The sequence below is a fragment of the Nostoc sp. UIC 10607 genome (genome assembly GCF_047228265.1).
GTDB lineage: Bacteria > Cyanobacteriota > Cyanobacteriia > Cyanobacteriales > Nostocaceae > Nostoc > Nostoc foliaceum_A.
The window spans coordinates 19,087-42,624 of the sequence record NZ_JBIQNW010000009.1; the positions used below are offsets into that span (position 1 = coordinate 19,087).

The window sequence follows — 23,538 nt, forward strand, 5'->3', positions numbered from 1 at the left end:
TCGCGCTCTTGGACGGTGTGCATCATGGCAAAATTTCGAGATATTGTCAATTACTTTCGCTCTTACTGGAAGCTGAGTGTTTTCAGTATTACAGCATCTAGCATTTACGAAGTTATTGATTTAGTTGTACCTTACGCGATCGGGCAGATTTTAAACGTTTTGTCTGATCAACCTTTGGATAAACCACTTCAAAGTGCGATCGCAACTTTTTCTGACATCACCAATTACCCAGTTAATAAAGCTCTATCTTTAGGCGTGTTACTGGGTTTAATATTCGTTGTCACCGTAGTGAAAGCGCCAACACAACCCTGGTTAACCAATTGGTTTCATTGGGATATAGCTTTCAGATCGCGTCGAGATAACAACGAAACAGCGATCGCTAAAGTTCTCACTCTCCCACTAGAATTTTATGATGAAAATAACCCTGGACGGATTGCCGGAAGAGTAGCTAGAGGTGTTGCTAACCACACTTGGGTGTATCCCGAAATCGCCGGACAGTTGATTCCTAAACTGGCTCGTGTATTGGGGATTTTTGTGTTTATCTTGTTCATTGAGTGGCGGATTGCAATTTTATATCTAATTTCCTTTGTAATTATTCTCAGCTTCAGCTTGAAGAATTTACAAAAGCTAATTGGGTATGAAAGTCGTCTGGATAAATATGGAGAAGACACCGAAAGCCGCACTTCCGAATTGATCACTAATATCAAAACGGTGAAAGCATTTGCTACAGAAGGAAGGGAACTGAAACGGCAAAAGCAACGTTTAGATCGTGAACTAACGGTACTTGATTATCGCATTCACAAAGGTTATACGATACTGGGTACTTGGCAAAGAACTGTAATTCAGTTTTGTGTGTTTACAATACTGGGTTTGACTCTAGCAGCAACAGTAAATGGGAGAATTTCTCTCGGTCACTTTGTCATGACCTTAACTCTTTCTAGCATGGCATATGCCGAATTAGAACCTATTAGTAGCTTGGCAGAAGTTTTTGCCCGTCGTTATTCTTCCATGCTGCGGTTTCACGAATTTCTGCAAGAGCCTACGGCATCTGATTCAGCTAGCCTTTTAGAAGAGAACAACCAGACAGAATCACCTTATAAATTTACTGGAAAAGTTGAGTTGTCGCACCTCAGTTTTGGATATGATGCCAAGCGTCAAGTTTTGCAAGATATTAACTTGTTGATTGAGCCATACCAAACAGTGGCATTAGTGGGGCGTTCCGGTTCTGGTAAGTCTACTTTAGTGAAATTGCTGTTGCGATATTTTGAACCTCAAGAAGGTCAAATTCTCATTGATGGTCAAGATATTCGGACTTTGGATGTGGGTAAGTATAGACGGCGATTAGCGATCGTTCACCAAGAAGTAGACGTTTTCAACGGTACCATATTAGATAACCTCACCTACGGCAGGCCGAATGCTAGTTTGGAGCAGGTTCAGGAAGCCTGTAGAATTGCCAGAGTTGATGAAGTCGTGCAGCATTTACCAAAAGGTTATTATACCGTCGTCGGGGAACGAGGTGTCAGGTTATCTGGAGGACAAAGACAACGGTTAGGAATTGCTAGGGCGTTGCTAGTGGAACCAGACGTGCTGATTTTTGACGAAGCCACCTCTAGTTTAGATTATGAGTCTGAACGTTCAATTCAGCTAGCAATGCGATCGATTCAGGGCACTTGTACAACCATCGTGATTGCCCATCGTTTAAGCACAGTGCGAGAAGCCGATAAAATTGTGGTTCTGGAGCAAGGAAAGATTGTAGAAGTGGGTAGCCACGATGAACTCTTGCGTCATGAGGGCATTTACCGCCGCTTGCACTCCCTGCAAGAAACAGGAGAACTCCTGAATTAGGGGACATATATATTTTGGATTTTAGATTGGCCCTACGAATTAATCCGCTTGATTAAATCGGTCTTATTGTTAATAAGGTCGATTTTTTTTCAATAATAAAAATCTAAGATTTACTCTTATCGGCTTCATTCTGTGCCGCCTCACTGTATTTCTTATATAGTTGAGTACGAATCTTAGCTTCCTGATAACGGCTGTGGTTTTGTGGCACCGTGCCCATTAAATCTGAAGCCCGTTGCCACTTAGCGGCGATCTCTAACCACTGAGTTGAGGTTGTGGCTGTTTTACCAGATGCAGAAGCTTGGTTGGCAATTCTCACAGATATTGCAAATGGGTCATCAGATACTTCAGAAAGGCTATTGTTAGGAGCACGGGATAGTGTTTGGGCTTTCTTCTCTTTAGTATTTTCTGTAGTTAAAGATTTAGAAGTTTCTAGTTGCATTAGGTTTTTCACTTTATTACCTAACTGGGCATAAACAACCCAACTAAGCAACAACAGTGAACATAAACCAGCCGCTGCTAATATCTTGGTTTTAGGCTTATTTTTGTGTTTTTCTTGATTAATAAGTACTAAAGGACGAGAAACTGGAGTTTTAGGAAAACTTGGTTTTCCTAGTTCAGCTTGAGCTTCTGTAAAATCTTTAATGAGTTGCTTGACAATATTAGGCTGAATTAATGTAATTTCCTGTGACCAAAGCAATTGATTTTCGCGATCGCTATCTATTTCTTTTAACCAAAGTAATTGTTGTTCCCGAACAATCCGACTGTTGATATTGACTCGGCGAATGTGACGCGGGGCGATGGAATCAAGAATTTGCTGGATTTGTTCTACGAGGGGAGATTGCTCAAGTTGCTCTACCCTAGCCGCCTCACACAGAAGTTGTAAGACACCATCAGAAAAAATGGCTCTAGTTCTGACACCAGACTTGGCTAGCTTTTCATTCAATAGCTGAATAATCGCAGCAACGCTACCTTGGTGAGCTTGCCAAACAATATCATTTATCCGGTCTACCATCTGAAATTTAGTGATAGCTCTTCCATCCTGACTGATTAACGTATTCATTAATTTAGGGACTCTTTTCTACTGACCTTGATCTTGTCTTCGATTTTACGAGTAAAAAGATGAGTTGCCAAATAAAATCATAAATATACAGCCTACTTTTTCGGTTCGGCAAGGACGCTCGATCACGCTAAGTTAATTGGACACTCTCACGCCTTGAAAGCGTGGGCTTCTTGAGATTAAACTGCGCTTTCAGGGTAATCCCCATGCTGGCGGACGAGCTACCTGTTTGACATAGTACATGATGATGTCTTTTAGCGATCGCCTTTAGTCAGGTTGAGGTAAGTAAATGCATTCTGTGATGGTGTGAAGCACCCACCATAGGCGATCGCAAATGTATACGAAGACTTTCGCTGATATTTCTGGAACTGTCACGCCGCCAGATATTGTTCACAAACCAAACAGAATAGCTGTATCAGGATAATTTTCTGAGTAATTCTTGCTTTTTTTACCTTTTTGTCAGAATGGCAAGATTATTGAGCACAGCGATCGCTACATTAGAAGATATATAAATAAAAATCATTATTGATTTTTATTCGTTCGCAGTTCATACAAAACCATGAGTGCAAGTACCATTATTTCCGACAATCCCTTACTCCAAGGCACTAGTTTACCTCCCTTTGCAGAGATTAAACCAGAACGAGTAGTACCAGCCTTTAATCAGTTGTTGGCAGAACTTGATCAGCAGCTTACCACCTTAGAGGCTAGTGTAGAGCCTACTTGGAGTGGTTTAGTAGAACCCTTAGAAAAGCTGACAGAACGGCTTACCTGGAGTTGGGGGGTGGTAAATCATTTAATGGGTGTTAAAAATAGCCCAGAACTGCGCGAAGCTCATGAAATCGTACAGCCACTAGTAGTACAATTTATCAATAAGCTCGGTCAAAGCCAACCCATCTACAATGCTTTTAAGGCACTCCGTACCAGTGATGGTTGGGCAACTTTAGAATTAGCCCAACAGCGCATTGTAGAAGCCGCCATTCGAGATGCAGAACTTTCTGGTGTTGGCTTAGAAGGGGAGTCAAGAGAACGTTTCAACGCTATACAAATGGAGTTAGCAGAACTTTCTACCAAATTCTCTAACCATGTACTTGATGCCACTAAAGCCTTCAGCTTAACCCTAACAACACAAGCGGAAATTGACGGTTTACCACCAAGCTTACTGAGTTTAGCAGCCCAAGGTGCTCGTGCAGCTGGCGAAAGCAATGCCACGCCAGAAAATGGCCCCTGGCGGATTACTTTGGACTTCCCCAGCTATGGCCCTTTCATGCAACACAGCACCCGTCGAGATTTGCGTGAAAAGCTCTACAAAGCTCATATCACCCGCGCTTCTGGTGGCGATTTGGATAACAACCCCTTAATTGAGCGCATTTTGAAGTTGCGCCAAGAACTCGCAGATATACTAGGCTTTAAAAGTTTTGCCCAATTGAGCCTCGCTAGTAAAATGGCTCCCAACGTTGAGGCAGTCAACGCCCTATTAGAAGAACTACGCCGCGCTAGTTATGATGCTGCTGTCAAAGACTTGGAAGAACTCAAAGCTTTTGCAGCAGCACAGGGAGCAGCAGAAGCTGAGGATTTAAAACACTGGGATATCAGCTTTTGGGCAGAACGCCAACGAGAAGCAAAATTTGCCTTTACCGCTGAAGAATTGCGTCCCTACTTCCCTCTTCCCCAAGTGTTAGATGGCTTATTTGGACTAGTCAAGCGGCTGTTTGGCGTTACTGTCACCTCTGCCGATGGTCAAGCGCCAGTATGGCATGAGGATGTCCGTTATTTCCAAATTGCTGACGAAACTGGTTCTGCCATAGCTTACTTCTACTTAGACCCTTACAGCCGTCCAGCCGAGAAACGCGGTGGTGCTTGGATGGATGTGTGCATCAATCGGGCCAAAATCACTGAAAATGGTGTCGCTGCCATCCGCTTACCTGTAGCTTATTTAGTGTGTAATCAAAGTCCTCCCGTAGATGGTAAACCTAGTTTGATGACTTTCTATGAAGTAGAGACTTTGTTCCACGAGTTTGGTCATGGATTGCACCATCTGCTCACCAAGGTTGATTATCCCGGAGCGGCAGGCATCAATAATGTGGAGTGGGATGCAGTGGAACTACCTAGTCAGTTTATGGAAAACTGGTGCTATGAGCGACCCACTTTGTTTGGAATGGCGAAGCATTACGAAACTGGTGAAGCCCTACCGGAGCATTATTATCAAAAGCTGCTAGCAGCGCGTAATTATATGAGTGGTACTGCCATGTTGCGGCAAATCCACCTGAGCAGTCTTGATTTAGAACTACACTACCGCTATCGCCCTGGTAGTGATGAAACCCCGTCAGATGTGCGTCATCGCATAGCCAAGACTACTACTGTTTTGCCACCACTTCCAGAAGATTCAATTTTATGTGCTTTTGGACATATTTTTGAGGGTGGTTATGCAGCAGGTTACTACAGTTACAAATGGGCTGAAGTACTGAGCGCTGATGCTTTTGCCGCTTTTGAAGAAGCTGGGCTAGAAGATGAGGAAGCTATAAAAGCTACAGGTCGGCGTTATCGGGATACGGTGCTGGCGCTTGGTGGTGGTCAGCATCCTATGGAGGTGTTTAAAACTTTCCGGGGTCGTGAACCAAGTACGATCGCTTTGCTCAGGCACAATGGTTTAGTTAGTGCTGCTGTAAATTAAATAACACTTCTTTAGGGACGTTGCATTGCAACGTCCCTACTCGCATCAACTCTTTGCAAACAGGCAACCACGAGTAGTTTAACGAGGAAAAGACCTAAGCAGAAAATTGATGAAAAAGAATAACTCGTCTGCGCCGGAGCCTACAACTACAAGCTTGGAAGTGCGTCGTTTCCGATTATCCTTTCTTTATGCCGTGCCAATTGGGCTGTTAGGAGGGCTGATTGGCTTGGGAGGCGCAGAGTTTCGCCTGCCAGTCCTGGCTGGAACATTGGGCTATTCAGTACGGCAGGCTGTGCCTTTGAACTTGGCTGTTAGCTTGATTACGATTGCTGCATCCTTGGTAATCCGGGGCAGTACGCTTTCCTTCAGCCCCGTTATTCCATTGCTACCTGTAATCTTCTCCTTGATTGCCGGAGCGGTTACCACTGCTTTATTTGGGGTGGCGATGGCGGGAAAGCTCTCAAACGAACAGCTTGAGCGAATCATCTTGGTGCTATTGGTAATCATTGGTATTGCCTTGATAATCGAGGGTTTTCTACCTCAACAAATACCAGCCCTTCTACCCCCTGCTTTAAGTTGGCGCATTTCAGCAGGTATCTTATTTGGACTAGCAATTGGGCTGGTAAGCAGTCTACTTGGGGTTGCTGGGGGTGAAGTGATTATCCCAACACTTGTTTTCGCTTTTGGTGCAGATATTAAGACAGCAGGTACAGCCAGTCTTCTAGTTAGCTTACCAACTGTACTGGTAGGGGTTATTAAATATGCTAATCGAGGTGCATTTGTAGATCGTACAGCCTTGAGCAATACCATAGCGCCTATGGGAGTTGGTTCGGTGATTGGAGCCATCATTGGAGGAATGCTTGTTGGCATTTTTCCAGCATCGGTACTCAAGATTACACTAGGGGTAATCTTAAATATCTCCGCGTTTCGGGTCTTTCACAAAGCCAAGTCCTCTGATGAAAAGCCTGAAAGCTAGACATAGCAGAACTTTGCAGCCTAAATCGCCCTTTTTTACCCAGATATTCGATTCAGCCCCAATAAAAAACCCCCTCTGCTTTCGTCATCGTAAAGTCATTACAAAGCAGAGGGGTTTCATTTTTTATTTTTGTATAGACAGATTTTAAGGATAATACCGGCAAAAAACCAGTTTCTCTGATGTTGTGTTTATTTTAACCTGCCTACTCAGTTCAGCCTAGTCCCAATCGGGAATCTCGGCATCTTCTCCACCAATCCCGATTCCAGTGTTAAATATTTCGGCATCAGTGAGATTGAGATCATTCATTGATGCTTTATACACATTAGAATCGTGAATCATAGCGCGAGTAAAATTTACCCCGTTGAGATTGGTTTGCTTCAAATTCACATTAGCTACATAAGCTGATGTTAGGTTAGCACCTGCCAAGTTTGCACCAGTTAAGTCAGCACCTTCGAGGTTAGCCCCTACAAGGTTGGCTCCTTGGAGCTTCGAGCCTCTCAAGTCAGCACCAATTAAATGAGCGCCACTGAGGTTAGCTCCCGCTAGATTGCACTGGATACATTCCCCAGTTGAAAGCAGCTTTTGTAAATCCTGCGGATTCTCGGCTTTAACCGAGCTAGTGAAAAATAGGGGAGTTGCTAAGGCCATGGCCGCTAATAGCTGGAGTTTCATAATTTTCCCCCTTAAATAATCAAGTTGCGTCCGTTCTGTCCCTCACAACTCTATTATCTCATTAAACTTCATAAGGTCAATCTATTTACTAACAAGTTAGTTGTGATATGAGACAGGGATAACGGTAATCTAATAAATGCCGTTAATTCTGATTTTTGGCGATTTTTACTTGACAATCCCCAAAAAACTGCCAGTGTTAAATCACTATTAAATCTTTTTAAAAGCTTGCACTACTCGCCATAATTTGGCTACTTTGATAAGTATTTATACTTTTTAATAAATACTGTTAGATTAAGCCGTCAGAAATTCTCGCATGTACTGATTGACCAACTCAGGCTGTTCTTGCTGCACCCAATGGCCGCAATGGGGAATGTACTTGATTTGAAAGTCCCTAACATACGCTGCGGTGTCGTAGGTTAGTTCCTTACCAAGTGCAGTGTCATTTTCTCCCCAAATCATTAGTGTTGGCACTTCCAGAATGCCCCAATTGGGATTTAGCATTCTCTGCTGAAAAATATTGCGGTAATAGTTCAACATTGCTGTGAGGGCACCGCGTTTTGCAGCAGCATCTTTATATGCGTCAATATCTACTTTGGTGAAAGCACTCTTGTTAACTGCTGTACCTTTAAAAGCTGTTTCAATTGCTTGGTAGTCGGAAGATTGTAAAAGTAATTCTGGTATCCACGGTAGTTGAAATAGGAATATGTAGTTGCTACGTAGCAACTGTTGGGGAGTACGTAAGCCTTGGGCAAATTTGGCAGGATGAGGCAGGTTAAGGATAATTAATCGCTCTAGCATTTCGGGGTGAGCATAGGCAAAATTCCAAGCGATCGCACCTCCCCAATCATGTCCGACTAAAACACATTTTTGGTATCCTAATCCTTTAATTACTCCTTCAACATCTTTGATAAACTCATCCATTACATAAGCTGATTGATCATTTGGTTTATCGCTATCGTTGTAACCACGCAAGTCAATGGCGACAACTTTAAAATTTTGGGCAAATTCTGGTATTTGATGCCGCCAAGAGTACCAAAACTCAGGAAACCCATGCAACATCAACATTAATGGCCCTTCACCTTGGGTAACGTAGTGTAGTTTTACCCCATTGGTAGTTATATATTCGTGTTTCCAAGAACTTTCGATTACAGACATAATTAATCCAAACTCAGCATTAAAAAATACTAAATAATAATACTGTGCTTAATAACTGTAATATTTTTTGAGCAGCCTCACATCTATTAAAAGACAGTATTACGATAGAGACTTTTTGCAAAAATATTAGACTATTTTCCCTGGGGTAGATGTGAATCGTGGGTAAATTTTGGTAAAAGGTAGATATAATAATTCTCCACAACTACCATGACACAACAGTTGGCAAACCATGCTTCATTGTGGGTTGAGCGACTGGGACGATTTGGCTATGTTTCTAAGGGAGTAGTTTACGGTATAGTTGGACTACTGGCAGCACAGGCAGCTTTTGGCACGGGTGGTAGAACAACTGATACCCAAGGCGCTCTCCAAACAATCGTCAACCAGCCATTTGGTAAATTTTTGCTGGCTTTAGTTGCAATTGGATTGATTGGATACGTAATCTGGCGTTTTGTACAGGCAATTAAAGACCCAGAAAATAAAGGTAACGATGCCAAAGGTTTGGCAGTACGAATTGGTTACGCAGTTAATGGCTTGATTTATGCAAGTTTAGCCTTAAGTGCAGTGCAAATCGTTATGGGTACAGGCAGCGCTAAAAATAGTAGTGATTCTACTGAAGATTGGACGGCACGTTTGCTTTCTCAACCCTTTGGTCAATGGCTAGTTGGAACTGTGGGAGTGTTGATAATTGCTTTAGGTTTCTATCAGTTTTATCAAGCCTTTAGTGCCAAATTTCGTAAAGAACTCAATTTAACTGAGTTAAGCAACAAAGAAGCCCAATGGGTAATGAGGATTTCCAGATTTGGTTTAGCGGCACGGGGTATAGTCTTTTGTATTATCGGCTGGTTTTTAATCGAAGCTGCAAGGCAATCGAACGCCGCTACCGCACAAGGTTTGGATCAAGTATTACAGACTCTAGCACAACAGCCTTATGGAGCATGGCTTTTAGGTATTGTGGCGTTAGGTTTGGTTGCCTATGCCATTTACACAATAATACAGGCGCGTTATCGTCGGCTAGTCAATGTTTAGATGGTGCAGTGCCGAGAATTTCAATTTATAGAAATGGCAATAGAAACCCGTGGTATCTGGCTGACCACTACTGATAGTAAAGTTCTCAGGTCAAAGGAACGTATTGCTGAGGCGATGAATTTCCTGGCCGAGACAGGATTTAATGTGGTGTTTCCCGTTGTTTGGAACAAGGCAGTAACTTTATATCCTAGTCAAACAATGCAGCAGACTTTTGGAGTCGAAATTGACCCGATGTCTGTAGGTCGTGACCCTTTAGAAGAAGTGGTGGTGGAGGCGCGGCGAGTTGGGTTAAAAGTAATTCCTTGGTTTGAATACGGTTTTGCCAGTTCCTACAATTTGAATGGTGGTGTACTTTTACAGAAAAAACCGGAATGGGCTGCGCGTGACTGTAACGGCAACTTACTGAAGAAAAACGGCTTTGAGTGGTTGAATGCACTCGACTTAGAGGTGCAGGAATTCTTCTTGAACTTGGTGCTGGAAGTTGTAAATAATTATGATGTGGATGGTGTTCAAGGAGACGATCGCTTGCCAGCATTCCCCTGTGAAGGTGGCTATGACGAGCTAACTATCACCCGCTATCGCCAGGAATTCGATCGCAATCCACCAGAGAATCCCAAAGATAGGCAATGGTTACAATGGCGTGCAGATATTCTGACTGACTTTTTGGCGCGTCTCTACGGGGAGGTGAAAGCAGTTAATCCTAATTTGCTAGTAGCGATCGCACCTAATATTTATGATTGGGCATTCCAGGAATATCTGCAAGACTCCCCCACATGGCTGAACCGGGGAATAGTTGATATGATTCAGCCGCAGATTTATCGCCGTGATTTTAGGAGTTATCAAGCGATCGCTGATAAACTAATAAACCAGCAGTTCACAGATGGGACACTGCCGAAGTTAGCACCGGGAATACTGATGAAGCTTGGTTCTTATTGCATTAGTCCAGAATATCTGGTGCAGGCAATTGAATACAATCGCCAACTTGGCATTCAAGGAGAGGTATTCTTTTTTTACGAAGGTTTGCGCGAGAATAACAATACCCTAGCGAAAGTTTTGCGAAATGGCCCTTATGCTAAGTCTGCATCATTTCCCACTCTGTCAGATTTGAGTGCGGGTGGTGTAGATAACAAGAGGACATCTTCTATTTGGCGAGGAGTGGAAAGGTTGTTAAAAAAGATTTTTTAAGGAAAAATGCGCGTGGAATCTCAATTATCGGTGGAACAGGTAATTAAGACTTTAAAAGAGGATTTACCAACACTTTTTGAAAAAGATATCTCCTATGATATTTATACACAGGATATCTACTTTAAAGATCCGGTAAATACATTTAAATACAAATTTAATTATCGCATTATATTTTGGACTTTGCGATTTCACGCTAGGCTATTTTTTACCAATATCTACTTTGATGTGCATGAAGTATCTCAGTCAGCCGAAGACACTATTTTAGCAAAGTGGACAGTGCGAGGAGTGTTACGCGTTCCTTGGAAAGCAGGTTTGCTTTTTAATGGCTATTCAACGTATAAACTAAATCAAGATAACTTGATATACGAGCATATAGACACTTGGGATCGTAAACCTGGGGAGATTTTACGGCAGTTTTGGCAAAGGGGAAGAGAGAGCTAATTAGCTGTTACATATTCATTCTTGAGACGAAGAATAATTAAGCAGGTAATTTCTGTTTCCTCTTATAAATTTATTTTAGAAGCTCTTTTCTATACAACTTCATATTAAATTGGTATAAGAAGATTTTCGTTAATTGTTGCTGGGCTTAGTTGTACTTTTTTTGACTATCGAATAGCGAATTCTACGTTGTCGTGTTTTTCCTGGTTTCCAACCTGGAGACTTTCTACAAGCTTTAGGCGAACGGCAAAAATACACGGTAGGAGCGCACAGCTATCTGCGATCGCATCCCATTTAGCTTTGAGATTAAGGTAAAATTATGAGTAGAAATATGAAGAATTTTAAATAAACTAATCAATGTCCAGCATTTCTCTTGACAAAAGTAACTCTCGTGTTGTTGTTATCGGTGCCGGAATAGGTGGACTGACTGCTGGAGCATTATTAGCTCATAGAGGTTACAGCGTCTTAATTTTGGATCAGGCCCTCGTACCAGGAGGCTGTGCTTCGACGTTTAAACGGCAGGGATTTACCTTTGATGTGGGCGCAACTCAGGTGGCGGGGTTGGAACCAGGGGGAATTCATCACCGCATTTTCTCAGAATTGAAAATTGATTTACCGGAAGCAACGCCTTGTGATCCTGCTTGTGCGGTATATTTACCTGGGGAAAGCACACCGATTAATGTTTGGCGCGACCAAGAGAAATGGCAAGAGGAACGACAAAAACAGTTTCCCGGTAGCGAACCGTTCTGGCAGTTGATGGCAACTTTGTTTGATGCCAGTTGGGAATTTCAAGGACGTGATCCTGTGCTACCACCACGTAATTTATGGGATTTGTGGCAGCTAACGCAAGCGGTGCGTCCCAGTACATTAATTACCGTACCCTTCACTTTGTTTACGGTAGGAGATGCTTTACGGTTATGTGGACTAGGAAATGACCAAAGACTGAGAACTTTTTTAGATTTGCAACTGAAGCTATACTCCCAGGTGGATGCAGAACAGACAGCATTACTTTATGCCGCCACAGCGTTGAGTGTATCCCAACTGCCCCAAGGATTGTTTCACCTCCAAGGAAGTATGCAAGTATTAAGCGATCGCTTGGTACAATCCTTAGAAAGAGATGGCGGCAAATTGTTGATGCGCCACACTGTTGAAGAAATCAAAGTAGAAAACGGCAAAGCTACTGCTGTAGTCATTAGAAATCAGAAAACCGGCGAAGTCTGGACAGAAGCCGCCGACCACATCGTTAGCAATGTCACCGTACAAAACTTGGTGCAGCTGTTGGGAGAACAAGCGCCATCTGGATATAAAAACCGGGTGGAAAAACTGCCCCAAGCATCGGGTGCATTTGTGGTTTATTTGGGTGTAGATGCCAGCGCGATTCCGCCTGAATGCCCTCCCCACCTCCAATTTCTGTACGATGTCAATGGCCCCATTGGCGAAAATAATTCCCTGTTTGTTTCCGTCAGTCATCCTGGAGACGGTCGCGCACCGGAGGGGAAAGCAACAATTATCGCTTCTTCATTTGTCGATCCTGCACAGTGGTGGCAGACTGAAGATTATGAAGGACTAAAAGAAAAGTTTACCCAAGAAGGGATCGCTCGTCTTGCCCAATACTTCTATCTCAAACCAGAAACGATTATTTATCAAGAAGCCGCAACACCCCGCACCTTTGCCCATTTCACAGCCCGCGATCGCGGTATAGTCGGTGGCATAGGTCAAAGGATTCCGACCTTTGGCCCCTTCGGGTTCGCCAACCGTACACCCATCCAGCATCTGTGGTTAGTTGGTGACTCCACCCATCCAGGGGAAGGTACTGCTGGGGTGAGTTATTCGGCGTTAACAGTAGTCAGGCAAATTGATGCGCAAATGTAGTACATTGTCAAGTTATTTTTTAGTCTTTACTACTAACTTGCTTACAACAATAAAAGCAGAAATTTCGTGAAATGGTATAAATCATACTTGTAACCGATGACAAATAGGATGGAAAACTGATGAAATAAGGTTAGTGTTGCTAATCTGGAGTAATGACAGACAGCGTTTTAATTCTTGGTGGACGGGGGCGGATTGGTAGCAGTGTTGCTCAGGATCTTGCTACCCATACGCAGGCTAAAATTACAATTACTGGACGTTCTGCGGAGTTTGGGAAGGCTGTTAGCTTGTCTTCGGGAGGACAGGTGCAGTTTTTGGTATTGGACTTGGCAGAAGTTGACAAGTTGCGAGATGCGATCGCAAACTCTAATTTAGTCATTCATTGTGCTGGCCCATTTCATTATCGAGATACTAATGTTCTCGAAACCTGTATTTCTCAAGGCGTTAATTATGTAGATGTCAGTGACCATCGTTCTTATACCAGCAAAGCTCTGAATTATCATGAACAAGCTGCTGCTGCTGGTGTAACTGCAATTATTAATACTGGCATTTTTCCTGGTATTTCTAACAGCATGGTACGTCAAGGTGTTGAACAATTTGATAAACCAGAAAAGATCCATTTAAGTTATTTGGTTTCTGGTTCTGGTGGTGCTGGCATTACAGTGATGCGGACAACTTTTCTGGGGTTACAGTATCCCTTTGAGACTTGGATAGATGGAAAATGGGAGTTAATTAAGCCTTATAGTGAAAGAGAATTAGTTGAGTTTCCACCTCCCTATGGACTCAGCGGAGTTTACTGGTTTGATATGCCAGAAACCTTTACGCTGCCCAAAGCTTTCCCATCAGTAAAAACTGTAATTACTAAGTTTGGCTCTGTTCCCGATTTTTACAATCATTTAACTTGGATTGCAGCACACGTTTTTCCAAAGTGGTTAATGCAACGCCGTTACATGATTGAATTTCTGTCTCATGTCAGCCATTCCATGACAGATGTTACTAATAATTTTAGTGGAATTGGTGTAGCAGTTCGTTCCGAAGTTACAGGGCAAAAAAATGGTGAAACAGCAGTTTATTGCTCAACTATAGTGCATGAAAATACAGCGGCGGCTTCTGGTTGTGGTACAGGTAGTATTGCCCAGTTATTGCTAGAAGGTAAACTCCAGAAACCAGGTGTTTTTGCTGTTGAAGAAGCACTACCAACAAAATTATTTGAAGATGTAATTCAAAGCCGAGGAATTAAAATTAATCACACTTGGTTATAGGTTAATACGCTTGGGTTAAGCACACAAGATCAATGGCTAATAATTTACCACATTTGAAATCGTGTTTTGTTTCTACACCACCTAACATAATTAGCCACAGATACTCGTAGGGACACGGCAATGCTGTGTCCCTAACTGTGTACTTCTTTCAAATGAGAATCACTATAAAAGATTTAGATATAGCAGTCCTAAATCATTCGTAAACAATAAGATCCCCGACTTCTTTGAGAAGTCGGGGATCTTAGTCTCTCGATTTTCACAACTTATTTAGGATTGCTATAGCATTAACTGAACTATAGGTAAAAATTATTATACCTTGCGATAGAAGTAAAAACTGTACTTAAAAACTTAGGATGCCTGTGAGCCTTAAATATTGCATGTATTTATACATGAATGAGGCTCATAAAATAAAACTAGGAGTAGGAGGATTTTTCAATGCAAAAAATTCTATTAACTTTAAAACAAGCGTTACGTTCAATTTTAGTTGTTTGCTTGATGGTTTCCATCAGCTTGTCAGGTTCATTCATTTTCGTTCAGCAGGCTAGTTATGCAACTACTCTTGAAGAATTAAAGCTAATACCCCCAGAGTATAAACCAAATTCTGAAGAAAAAATCAATCGTGCTAACGAATATGATCCAGGTGTTGGCGTTCAAGAAGAAAAACGACAAGAAGCTTATGAGCAAGCAATAAAAGATTCAGAAAATCTTAATACTCTAGAGAAAACTTACGAAAGGAATTTGAAGGCTGAACAAGAACAAAATCCCCCAGAAAGTTTTGGTGAAAAAGCCAAAGAAGTTATTGAAAAGGTGACAGGTAAATAGGAAATATAAACCTTAACCTTAAACCTAACTCCTTCCCAACAATATAAGGAGAATAAAACTCAAAACCTCTCTCCGGTTTTGAGTCAGGTTTAGAAAATTAAATTGTAGGGTGTGTTATTGCTAAAGCGGAACACACCTTAAATTTTTGATGGTGTATTCCAGTTTAGCCATAACACTACAACAAAAATTAATTTTACTCAAATTCATCTATTGTGGCGGGAGGAGTAGCTTTTCTCTGATTAGTAAGATTGCGCTCATACCACTTCATTAATGGAGTTGCACTAATTCCATGTATAATCACAGAAACTACAATAGTAGTGTAAGTTATCCAAGCAATTTGTTCAGCGGCTTCTCCTTTTAATCCATGACCAAACGCATAGGCAAGATAATATAAAGAGCCGACACCACGAATACCAAACCATCCAAATAACCAGCGAGTTCCTGGATGAAAGGTTCGGCGGTGTGAGTTGAGAGGGCGTTTACCTATTGTGCTAATCCAAACTCCTACAGGTCTGATTACGAATAATAATAAAATTACTACTAATAAAGATTGCATAGCATAGTTGAGCATTGGTTGCAATAATAATATTGAACCTAATAGTAGAATTGTTCCAACTTCCAGCAGCTTTTCAACTTGCTCAACAAATTCCAATTGCGCTAGCGGTTTTTCAGGATTTCTGTAACTGCGTTGGATAACTAACCCAGCAACAAATACTGCCAAAAATCCATAGCCATTAACCATTTCTGTTAAAGAATAAGTCAGTAGAATTGTGCTGATAGCAATAAAATCTTCCATTAACTCATCAGCAGGACGACGTTTTTGAATTCTTTTTTCAATCCAAACTATAGATTTGGCAACGACAATTCCCATAACAATGCCGGCTGCGATCGCCCAAATTAAATCAACCGCAATCCACTCTTTAAACCAATTACCCCAGTTATCATCTTCTAATGCATGAATGCCAAAGTAAACGAAGGGAAAAGCTAAAGCATCGTTTAACCCACCTTCAGAAGTTAAACCAAATCTCAACTCATCTTGGTCATTTGTATCGGTCAGTTGTACTTCTGATGCTAATACTGGATCGGTAGGTGCGAGAATTGCTCCTAATAAAATTGCTTCTCCCCAATTCATCCCTAAAAATAATTTACCTACAGCAGCTAAAGCAAAAATTGACATTGGCATCAGAAATACAATTAATCGTGCCGTAATACCCCAAACCCCCAATTGTAGAGGGCGAACAATTTTTAAACCACAGCTAAATACAGAAATAATTACTACAAGTTCTGTGATTCTCTCCAGCAGTTCGGCATTAAAAACTTCATCTCGACGTAATTGAATCAGCCCTAAGCCGTAAGGGCCTAGTAAAATACCAACTAGTAGATAGATAATAGCAAAAGAAAGAGGTAAGCGAGAAATCCAACCTGACCCTAATGTGACCATTAGCAGAAGCAGACCAATCACAAATAGCTCAATAATATAGATATCTACCATATAGCGATTTATATAAAAATTAGGCGTTACTTTGTAAGCTTAGTTGCAATAGCTTGATGTTAGAAATTACCTATGGACAGATTTTCTTGAATTGTAAATTTGGAATTCACACCCGCTACCAAATTTGATTGAGAATAAGGGAATAAATAAATGTGGCGTTGGCTTTTCCCGCCTTCTCTACGAGATGCTCCGTGAACGGCATCGCGCTTTGATAAAGAGTTGTTGGTATATAAGTTGGTATATAAGTAGAACGAAATGACTTTACGAAGCGGTTTGATTATTCCCCTCTGAATTAAAACACAGCCCCTAAAAAAATGGGATGTAGCACAAGAATATGGCTAACGCTCACTTGTGCGCTCCTAGTAATGGTCTGTATCCCCCAGTTTTTCACTCAGATATCACCCATTTTAGTACAAATATACTATAATAAAGATAGCGTCCACAAAGCCTAGTTAAATGCATAACGGCTCTGTGAAAACCTTCTGGAAGATGGATTCAAGGGTTAGTTCGATGATGAAGCATTACATTCTCAACCTCAATCCGACTGCCAAGCATGAATGGGATCGGTGTATTTTACGTGACCCGCTGACTGCTAAACGCCCAGACATTGCTAAATTAATTGCTGAAGCGGTTGGTGCTGATACAGGCAGTTATCTGGTGAGCGTGAATATCGAAGTTCAAGTTTTAGAACAGGCCGCAGTACCTCAAGCCGAACAACTCTCACTTTCATTTCCAGAGGTGAGTCTACCGTCACAGCTACGGGAAGTGGCTTGAGCTAGTGTCCAAAAACTGTATTTTTGAATACAGTTTTTAGACAACAGTCAACTAAAGGAGGTGTATACTCCAGAGCGATCGCAAAACTCTTCGGTCTGGTGACATTTGGTTATCGCCGCGATCACAGTTTTGTTTTCTATATGCAACTGGGTTAGTTAAAACGTTGTAAGAGAGAAATTACTAAAAAACCTCCTAAAAACAAAAAACCCGCTATAGCGGGTTACACAACAAACTAAGAACAATGAAAACTTGATTTAGCTGGAATACCTCATTTCAGCTTCTAGTTGACGAATCAGTTGTTCGTCGCCCTTTGCTCTGGCTACTTGCAAGCGATGCTCTAGGCTTTTTTGAATATTCTCTCTGTGAGTTTCTTGTGCTTTCCTGACACTTTGTAGTCTACCTTGATTCATAATGATTACCTTCTTTAATTTTTTGCTTTATGTCTGGTATTCTTAACATAGCATATATTTTGTAGCTGTTGCTACAGAAATTTCTGAATTAATGTAGATTTTAGCAAAAATATGTCTAAAAAGCAGATAGGTCAACAACCACTCGTGACTTTACTGAGTGATTTCGGCGATCGCGATGTTTATGTAGGCATAATGAAGGGTGTCATAGCCCAAATTAACCCCAGACTGACGGTGGTAGACTTAACGCACCAAATTCCACCGCAAGACATAGCCGCAGCCAGGTTTTCCCTGATGAATGCTTGTCCCTATTTCCCCGTTGGCACAGTGCATGTGGCAGTAGTAGATCCGGGTGTGGGAAGCAAGCGACGAGCGATCGCAGTAGAATTTGCTCAAGGGTTTTTGGTAGGCCCAGATAATGGTATCTTTAGCGGGGTACTTAGTCAAAGTCCTGCGATCGCAGCCGTCGAACTCACAAATCTTAACTATTGGCAAACTCCTCAACCAAGCAAAACTTTTCACGGTAGAGATATCTTTGCACCAGTGGGAGCTAATCTTGCTAGTGGTGTCTCCCTCAAACAGCTAGGACAAGAAATTGAGCCAGCAAGTTTGGTAAAACTGGATATAGGCGAGTGTAAGCAAACAACCACTGGTGTAGTGGGTTGCATTCAATATATTGACCACTTTGGCAACTTAGTGAGCAACATTGCAGGGAGTTACGTACAAGGCAAAACTTGGTCTGTGCAGGCTGCGGGGTTGAGTATACCAGGCTGTGAAACTTACAGTGATGTTAACGTGGGAGATATAATAGCTTTAGTTGGCAGTCACGGCTGGATAGAAATTGCCATTAATAGCGGCAATGCCCACTCACAGTTGCACCTAGATTGGCAAGAACCGCTTCAAGTTCTGCTAACGTGAACCACTCACACTGACTACAACTCTTCACTTACAGCAGCTTGCTTTTTAAGTAAGGTACAAAACGCAGGACTCACGCATCACATATAAAGAGTTTCTGCCTCCTGCCTCTTTCACATCCACCCCCCAACTTCCGCCTCAGTTAAAGGCTTCTCTAATTTGGTATATTCTGTCTGAGCAGCCCGCAACACGTGTTTCATCTGCACTGGTTCCCCAGCATCGGCAGCGAGGAAAGCTGCATTTAAGGCTATGTTACGGATATTACCCCCAGCGACATTAAGTCGTGCTAGTTGCAGAGCATCTAAATCTGCGGTTGGTGTGTCGGTTGGAAAGACGCGTCGCCAAATCTCGGCTCGTTGCGTTGTATCCGGGAAGGGGAACTGCACTACAAAGCGAATGCGCCGCAGAAAGGCTGTATCAATTGCACTCTTCAAGTTCGTAGTCAGGACTGCTAAACCTGGGTAGCTTTCCATCCGTTGCAATAGGTAGCTAACTTCGATGTTTGCGTAGCGATCGCGGGCATCTTTAACCTCACTCCGTTTGCCAAATAAAGCGTCAGCTTCATCAAATAACAAAATTACCCCGCCTTGTTCAGCAGCATCAAATACCCGGCGCAAATTCTTCTCTGTCTCGCCAATATATTTGCTGACTACCGACGATAAATCAATGCGATAAAGGTCGAGGCGCAATTTATGGGCCAGCACTTCTGCTCCCAAGGTTTTACCAGTGCCGCTAGCACCTGCAAATAAAGCGCTGATTCCCAATCCTCGCGCACTCTTCGCAGCAAACCCCCAATTGTTATATACAGTACTCCGTTGACGCACATGAGCTGCAATTTCCCGGAGAACTTGTTTCTGTGCCTCTGGTAATACTAAGTCCTCCCAATCACCAGATGGCTCAATTCGCTGGGCGAGTTCATCCAAGCGCGGACGTGCTTGCACACGGCAGGCATCCCATAAAATGCTAGTGATATCGTTTTCCGGTGTTTGTGCTAACTGCCCTATAGCTTCTGCACAAGCAGCGCGGATGGTTGCGGCGCTTAGGTTGAACTGATCCACTAGGGTTTTAACTTGCCCATTCATTTGCGGTGCAATTGCACCTAGTGCATCTTGCCAAACTACACCTTGTTCTTTGATAGTTGGTTGATGTACGTCAAAATTAACTACTAGGCGTTGTCCTAAGCCGATCCGTTCTCGACTCGTGACTATTAAAAAGCCGTTTGTGCGTTCGATGAACCGAGCGATCGCATTCAGCCGCGCTGTATCATTAGTATCCAGATCGTTGCAGTCTATTAGTAATGCACACTTACTTAAAATCGTCTCACGAGTCCATAGGCGGATGAGATTATCCAACTCGCCAGGTGCTAAGGGAATGACTTGTGCAGGCATTACCCACAGGCTTAAACCCTGGCTCTGACAAATTGTAGCGGCAATGGCACGTTTGCTGACAGTTTCATTACTACATAACTGAACGATTGGTAAGCTATTAACCTTGTAAGCTTGCGACCAAACTGCTGCTACTCGTTCTGCTAAATCTTGGTGCGAGGGTACTAAATCACTAACCTCTTGTAATGGCTCAATGATGCCAGCTAATCGTTCGTCAAGATATTGAATACCCGTTAAATAATGTAAAATCCGCTCGTCAATTCTCAAGGGACTGAGAGTAAGGGAATGACCGTCACCAATTTGAATTAACCGCCAATGACGTAAGGGAGCATTTGGAGCGATCGCATCCCAGTGGACATTAGGTAAAGCTGCCAGAGCTAAACTTAAGGTTGGGTAAGCTCGTTGTGAATCCCCGTGGACAATAGCACATAACTTCGCAAAATCTCCATTCAATTCCATACCTGCACACAACAGCAACAAATCACGTTCAAAGGGTGAGAGGCTAAACATTTTGCACACTCTCTCCAATGTCGATGGTGCAGGCATAGCAGCAGCAGCTTCCTGTAACGCTTGCTGTAAATGCTCTTGGTTTTTCTCCTCAGGTTGATTTTGCTCTTTTGCCGTGTGATTTTCTAAAATACCACGCACTAGCGCTAGGGCTGCTGATAGATAGCGGTAGTTTGCCTCATCCCAATTGTGATTTGTCGTAGCATTCATAGAATTGTCACCTGTGGCGAATCATATTCCCCGGACTGATTTTTATGCAGTGGACTTTCCGCCCCATCTACCTGCACCCGGACAATATAAGTTCCTGGTTTCACATTTTTGACAGGAATAGTGATTGCATCAGTGTTTTCGGTGCGTGGTGCAACCAAGAAAGAGTAAGCTACCGGGTTATTACCTGACGCTTCATTAAGTAGCAAAACTACCCGCTGTACCTTAGCAACTTTAGGCTGGAATTTAACGATAATTTCTGCTGTGCGTAAATTGTCGCCGCTATTTTCAACTTGAGCGACAAATGCTGAAATTGTTGGATGGAGGACAAAAGTTGCAACGTTTGATTCAACTAGATAATCCGTTTGTCCTGCGTTGTTCATTGTTAGATGTACAACTTGGATACCTTGCACACTTGCGTACAAATCTGGCGGGACTAACAAGCTGATTTGCGTTTCTTTAACATCCTGAGGTACTAGTAATGTCTCCGTATTACCCAAACGAACTCGTGTGATCTCACCCCGTAACCGTTTACCACGAATTACTAATGTTGTTCCCGCAACAATCATTTGCTCAGTCTTTGCCGTAGCCATAACTTGCTCTATACTCGGCTGAGACAAGGGCATCATATAGAAACTTTCAGAGTTGTCAGATTTGCTACTTTCAATCAATACCATTGATGCCAGATAGGTAGCTGAAGGTCGATAGTGCGTTTGTAAAGCAGACCATAACTTAGAAGTTTCTTCCATGTTAAAAAATTCTGGAGTCAGTTTGATCTGCCCAATTTGTTCAGCTAAATCGGATACAGACACACTTGCTAAAGCTTGCGAAAAAGCACTTGAGGTATTGGTTGTAGAGGCATTTCTCAGAGTATTCTCAATAATATCCGATGTGATAGCTGGTGTTTTGTGTAATAAATGCATTGCGTAGCCAAGTAGAAGCTCCGCCTGAAAATCCTTGGCTCCATAGGCTGTTAGCAAGTAATGGAGGTCAAGAGCTAGTGGTGGAGTCGGAGAGCGCGGGTTTCCATTAATACGTGAGTGCCTGCTCCGAAATTCCTGAGATACCCAATCGACATTGCGATTCTGCGTCACTTGATAGAGAAATAGGTTAATTTGAGCACGCTCGTCAGCTTCAACTGAAATTCGATCAGGCGGCAGGGCAGTTACAATCACATCACCAACACTAGCAGTGATCGGATCACTGACTAAACCATTTTCCAGCAAGACTTTTAGTACTGCTGTCACGGCGGCTATCGAGAGCACATTACTCATCCTCGTTCCTCATGGCAATAGCACATATCAATCATGTACGCCTGAGCACATTGACAGAATATATTTTGCAAAACTTTAAATATTCTGTAACGGAGACTATCTACACGGTATACAAAATTACATAAGCAATAGTCTGTCAAGTTTGAGTTGCTAGGTTCTTGGTTTGCGCTTTAATGCAAACTAAGAACAATCCCCACCCCTCAATTATTTCTTGATGCACTACTACTTATTAGCAGCTCGGCAGATAAAAATAACCTTAATTCGATGAGTAGAGTCTGCTATAGCTCAAAATCAGGAAAAAAGAGTTACGCTGACGACCCTCGTCGAATTTGCGTTAACTTAATATCAGGAACCAATTTCAACTGTCATAGGTCTTAACTTTAAACATTTTATCAAATTCTTCGTATTACTTTAAGTTACTAATATGTTAAGCTGAGTATAATTAGATAAATACTAGTAGCATATATTACTAAATATTTAGAGTTACGAAGCAAGCAATCATATTTGTAACACTAGTAGTATATCTGACTAAAGTTAACACTTTAAAGTAACTAGGATGGGTTGCCCCAGATGAAATCCCCACCTTCTTCAAATTCTTGGATTGGACGCTTCGTAGGTGATAACGAGCGATACCGTTTAGACAGACGGTTAGCCGGGGGTGGCATGGGAGAAGTCTTCCTGGCAACTGACACCCGTGTAGGTCAGCAGGTAGCACTGAAGTTGCTCAAAGATACGCTGGTGGCATCACAAGAAATGAGAAAGCGTTTTGAGCGTGAGGTAGCAGTTTGTGCTGCTTTGCAAAGTGACCACATCGTTAAGATTAGTGATTGTGGAGTCACCCCGGAAGGTTTTCCATTTTATGTAATGGAATATTTGCGGGGGCAAACCCTCAGGCAATTACTGCTGCGCGAAAAGCGGCTATCTGTTGAGCGGACTGTGAAGATTATGGCGCAAGTTTGCAAAGGTTTGCAGCTTGCCCATCAAGGGGTGACTCTCCAAAGGGATGGAGGTAAAACCACTGAACATATTCAGGTAGTTCATCGTGACCTGAAACCAGATAATATATTTTTAGTGCCTACAGATTTGGGAGAGTGGGTAAAAGTTTTGGATTTTGGTGTTGCCAAAATTCGGAGTGAATCTTCAGAAAATTCTAATATTACAAATATAACTAGTACATTTATTGGTACGTTTCGTTACGCACCTCCTGAGCAAATCCAAAGTGATAAAAACCTGGACGCTAGGGGTGATATTTACAGTTTAGGGATTATCCTTTATGAAATGCTGAGTGCAGCCGACCCCTTTGGAATCAGCATTAAGGGTAGTCATATTAGTGAAGCTTCTTGGGTATTAGCTCATGCTTATGAACCACCAAAACCACTGCGATCGCAACCAGGGTGTGATCACCTACCCGTACAATTGGAAGAGGTGGTGATGAAATGCCTCCACAAGAACCCAGCTAACCGATTTGCAACAGTAGAAGAATTGAATCAGGCTTTGCAAGCTGCTGCCAAATTTGCCACCGGGACTACTAGTGTACCCGGACAGGCTACTGGGGAGCCACAACCTTTTTACAATCAAGGTTCAAATCACGAAACTATT

Annotated in this window: 20 protein-coding genes; 13 read left to right on the top strand and 7 right to left on the bottom strand. The window is 42.4% G+C overall.

Going from position 1 to position 23,538, the window contains the following annotated elements:
- The first annotated feature begins 24 nt into the window (after positions 1 to 24).
- Complete coding sequence (locus ACEYW6_RS10800; protein WP_196509719.1) at positions 25 to 1,845, top strand: ABC transporter ATP-binding protein; 1,821 nt, start codon at positions 25 to 27, stop codon at positions 1,843 to 1,845.
- Positions 1,846 to 1,948: 103 nt separating this feature from the next.
- On the opposite strand, the gene ACEYW6_RS10805 is transcribed toward ACEYW6_RS10800, so the two are convergent.
- Complete coding sequence (locus tag ACEYW6_RS10805; protein WP_412979712.1) at positions 1,949 to 2,905, bottom strand: hypothetical protein; 957 nt, start codon at positions 2,903 to 2,905, stop codon at positions 1,949 to 1,951.
- Positions 2,906 to 3,461: 556 nt separating this feature from the next.
- Between ACEYW6_RS10805 and ACEYW6_RS10810 the strand changes: the two genes are divergently transcribed.
- Together ACEYW6_RS10810 and ACEYW6_RS10815 are read left to right on the top strand one after the other, a co-directional pair.
- Positions 3,462 to 5,573 carry a M3 family metallopeptidase gene (locus ACEYW6_RS10810; RefSeq protein ID WP_412979713.1) on the top strand — a complete coding sequence of 704 codons (2,112 nt, stop codon included), beginning with the start codon at positions 3,462 to 3,464 and terminating at the stop codon, positions 5,571 to 5,573.
- Between the two features lie 109 nt (positions 5,574 to 5,682).
- Positions 5,683 to 6,549, top strand: coding sequence for a sulfite exporter TauE/SafE family protein (locus tag ACEYW6_RS10815; protein WP_412979714.1), 867 nt, complete (start codon positions 5,683 to 5,685; stop codon positions 6,547 to 6,549).
- Between the two features lie 216 nt (positions 6,550 to 6,765).
- Here the strand turns inward: ACEYW6_RS10815 and ACEYW6_RS10820 are convergent, their stop codons facing one another.
- Both ACEYW6_RS10820 and ACEYW6_RS10825 read right to left on the bottom strand, forming a co-directional pair.
- Positions 6,766 to 7,221 (bottom strand): pentapeptide repeat-containing protein, encoded by a 456-nt coding sequence (locus ACEYW6_RS10820; protein WP_190889598.1) that lies wholly within the window; start codon positions 7,219 to 7,221, stop codon positions 6,766 to 6,768.
- Between the two features lie 291 nt (positions 7,222 to 7,512).
- A complete protein-coding gene (locus ACEYW6_RS10825; protein ID WP_412979715.1) occupies positions 7,513 to 8,376 on the bottom strand; it encodes an alpha/beta fold hydrolase in 864 nt (287 codons plus the stop codon).
- Between the two features lie 207 nt (positions 8,377 to 8,583).
- Here ACEYW6_RS10825 and ACEYW6_RS10830 point away from each other — a divergent pair, with 207 nt between their 5' ends.
- The 6 genes from ACEYW6_RS10830 (at position 8,584) to ACEYW6_RS10855 (ending at position 14,978) form a co-directional block, all read left to right on the top strand.
- Positions 8,584 to 9,402 carry a DUF1206 domain-containing protein gene (locus ACEYW6_RS10830; protein WP_412979716.1) on the top strand — a complete coding sequence of 273 codons (819 nt, stop codon included), beginning with the start codon at positions 8,584 to 8,586 and terminating at the stop codon, positions 9,400 to 9,402.
- Positions 9,403 to 9,435: 33 nt separating this feature from the next.
- Positions 9,436 to 10,587, top strand: coding sequence for a glycoside hydrolase family 10 protein (locus ACEYW6_RS10835; RefSeq protein WP_412979717.1), 1,152 nt, complete (start codon positions 9,436 to 9,438; stop codon positions 10,585 to 10,587).
- Between the two features lie 12 nt (positions 10,588 to 10,599).
- On the top strand, positions 10,600 to 11,028 hold the full coding sequence (locus ACEYW6_RS10840) for a DUF2358 domain-containing protein (protein WP_196509711.1): 429 nt from the start codon (positions 10,600 to 10,602) through the stop codon (positions 11,026 to 11,028).
- Between the two features lie 354 nt (positions 11,029 to 11,382).
- Positions 11,383 to 12,897, top strand: coding sequence for a C-3',4' desaturase CrtD (crtD, locus tag ACEYW6_RS10845; RefSeq protein ID WP_412979718.1), 1,515 nt, complete (start codon positions 11,383 to 11,385; stop codon positions 12,895 to 12,897).
- A gap of 152 nt (positions 12,898 to 13,049) precedes the next feature.
- Entirely contained in the window at positions 13,050 to 14,156 is a 1,107-nt protein-coding gene (locus ACEYW6_RS10850) for a saccharopine dehydrogenase family protein (protein WP_412979719.1), read from the top strand.
- Positions 14,157 to 14,591: 435 nt separating this feature from the next.
- Positions 14,592 to 14,978 carry a hypothetical protein gene (locus ACEYW6_RS10855; RefSeq protein ID WP_412979720.1) on the top strand — a complete coding sequence of 129 codons (387 nt, stop codon included), beginning with the start codon at positions 14,592 to 14,594 and terminating at the stop codon, positions 14,976 to 14,978.
- A 193-nt stretch (positions 14,979 to 15,171) separates the two neighbouring features.
- On the opposite strand, the gene ACEYW6_RS10860 is transcribed toward ACEYW6_RS10855, so the two are convergent.
- Complete coding sequence (locus tag ACEYW6_RS10860) at positions 15,172 to 16,470, bottom strand: cation:proton antiporter (protein ID WP_412979721.1); 1,299 nt, start codon at positions 16,468 to 16,470, stop codon at positions 15,172 to 15,174.
- Positions 16,471 to 16,980: 510 nt separating this feature from the next.
- Here ACEYW6_RS10860 and ACEYW6_RS10865 point away from each other — a divergent pair.
- A complete protein-coding gene (locus ACEYW6_RS10865; protein WP_412979722.1) occupies positions 16,981 to 17,244 on the top strand; it encodes a hypothetical protein in 264 nt (87 codons plus the stop codon).
- A 23-nt stretch (positions 17,245 to 17,267) separates the two neighbouring features.
- Positions 17,268 to 17,399 (top strand): hypothetical protein, encoded by a 132-nt coding sequence (locus tag ACEYW6_RS10870; RefSeq protein ID WP_412979723.1) that lies wholly within the window; start codon positions 17,268 to 17,270, stop codon positions 17,397 to 17,399.
- A gap of 99 nt (positions 17,400 to 17,498) precedes the next feature.
- Here ACEYW6_RS10870 and ACEYW6_RS10875 read toward each other — a convergent pair whose 3' ends face one another.
- The gene (locus ACEYW6_RS10875; protein WP_190889575.1) at positions 17,499 to 17,654 is read right to left on the bottom strand and encodes a hypothetical protein; all 156 of its coding nucleotides are present in this window, start codon (positions 17,652 to 17,654) and stop codon (positions 17,499 to 17,501) included.
- 111 nt (positions 17,655 to 17,765) lie between these two features.
- Between ACEYW6_RS10875 and ACEYW6_RS10880 the strand changes: the two genes are divergently transcribed.
- Positions 17,766 to 18,569, top strand: coding sequence for an S-adenosyl-l-methionine hydroxide adenosyltransferase family protein (locus ACEYW6_RS10880; RefSeq protein WP_412979724.1), 804 nt, complete (start codon positions 17,766 to 17,768; stop codon positions 18,567 to 18,569).
- A 110-nt stretch (positions 18,570 to 18,679) separates the two neighbouring features.
- On the opposite strand, the gene ACEYW6_RS10885 is transcribed toward ACEYW6_RS10880, so the two are convergent.
- Complete coding sequence (locus tag ACEYW6_RS10885) at positions 18,680 to 20,668, bottom strand: ATP-binding protein (RefSeq protein WP_412979725.1); 1,989 nt, start codon at positions 20,666 to 20,668, stop codon at positions 18,680 to 18,682.
- Positions 20,665 to 21,939, bottom strand: coding sequence for a DUF4255 domain-containing protein (locus ACEYW6_RS10890; RefSeq protein ID WP_412979726.1), 1,275 nt, complete (start codon positions 21,937 to 21,939; stop codon positions 20,665 to 20,667). Before ACEYW6_RS10890 ends, ACEYW6_RS10885 begins: the two co-directional genes overlap by 4 nt.
- Before the next feature lie 570 nt (positions 21,940 to 22,509).
- Between ACEYW6_RS10890 and ACEYW6_RS10895 the strand changes: the two genes are divergently transcribed.
- On the top strand, positions 22,510 to 23,538 hold a 1,029-nt coding region (locus ACEYW6_RS10895; RefSeq protein WP_412979727.1), incomplete at its 3' end, for a serine/threonine protein kinase.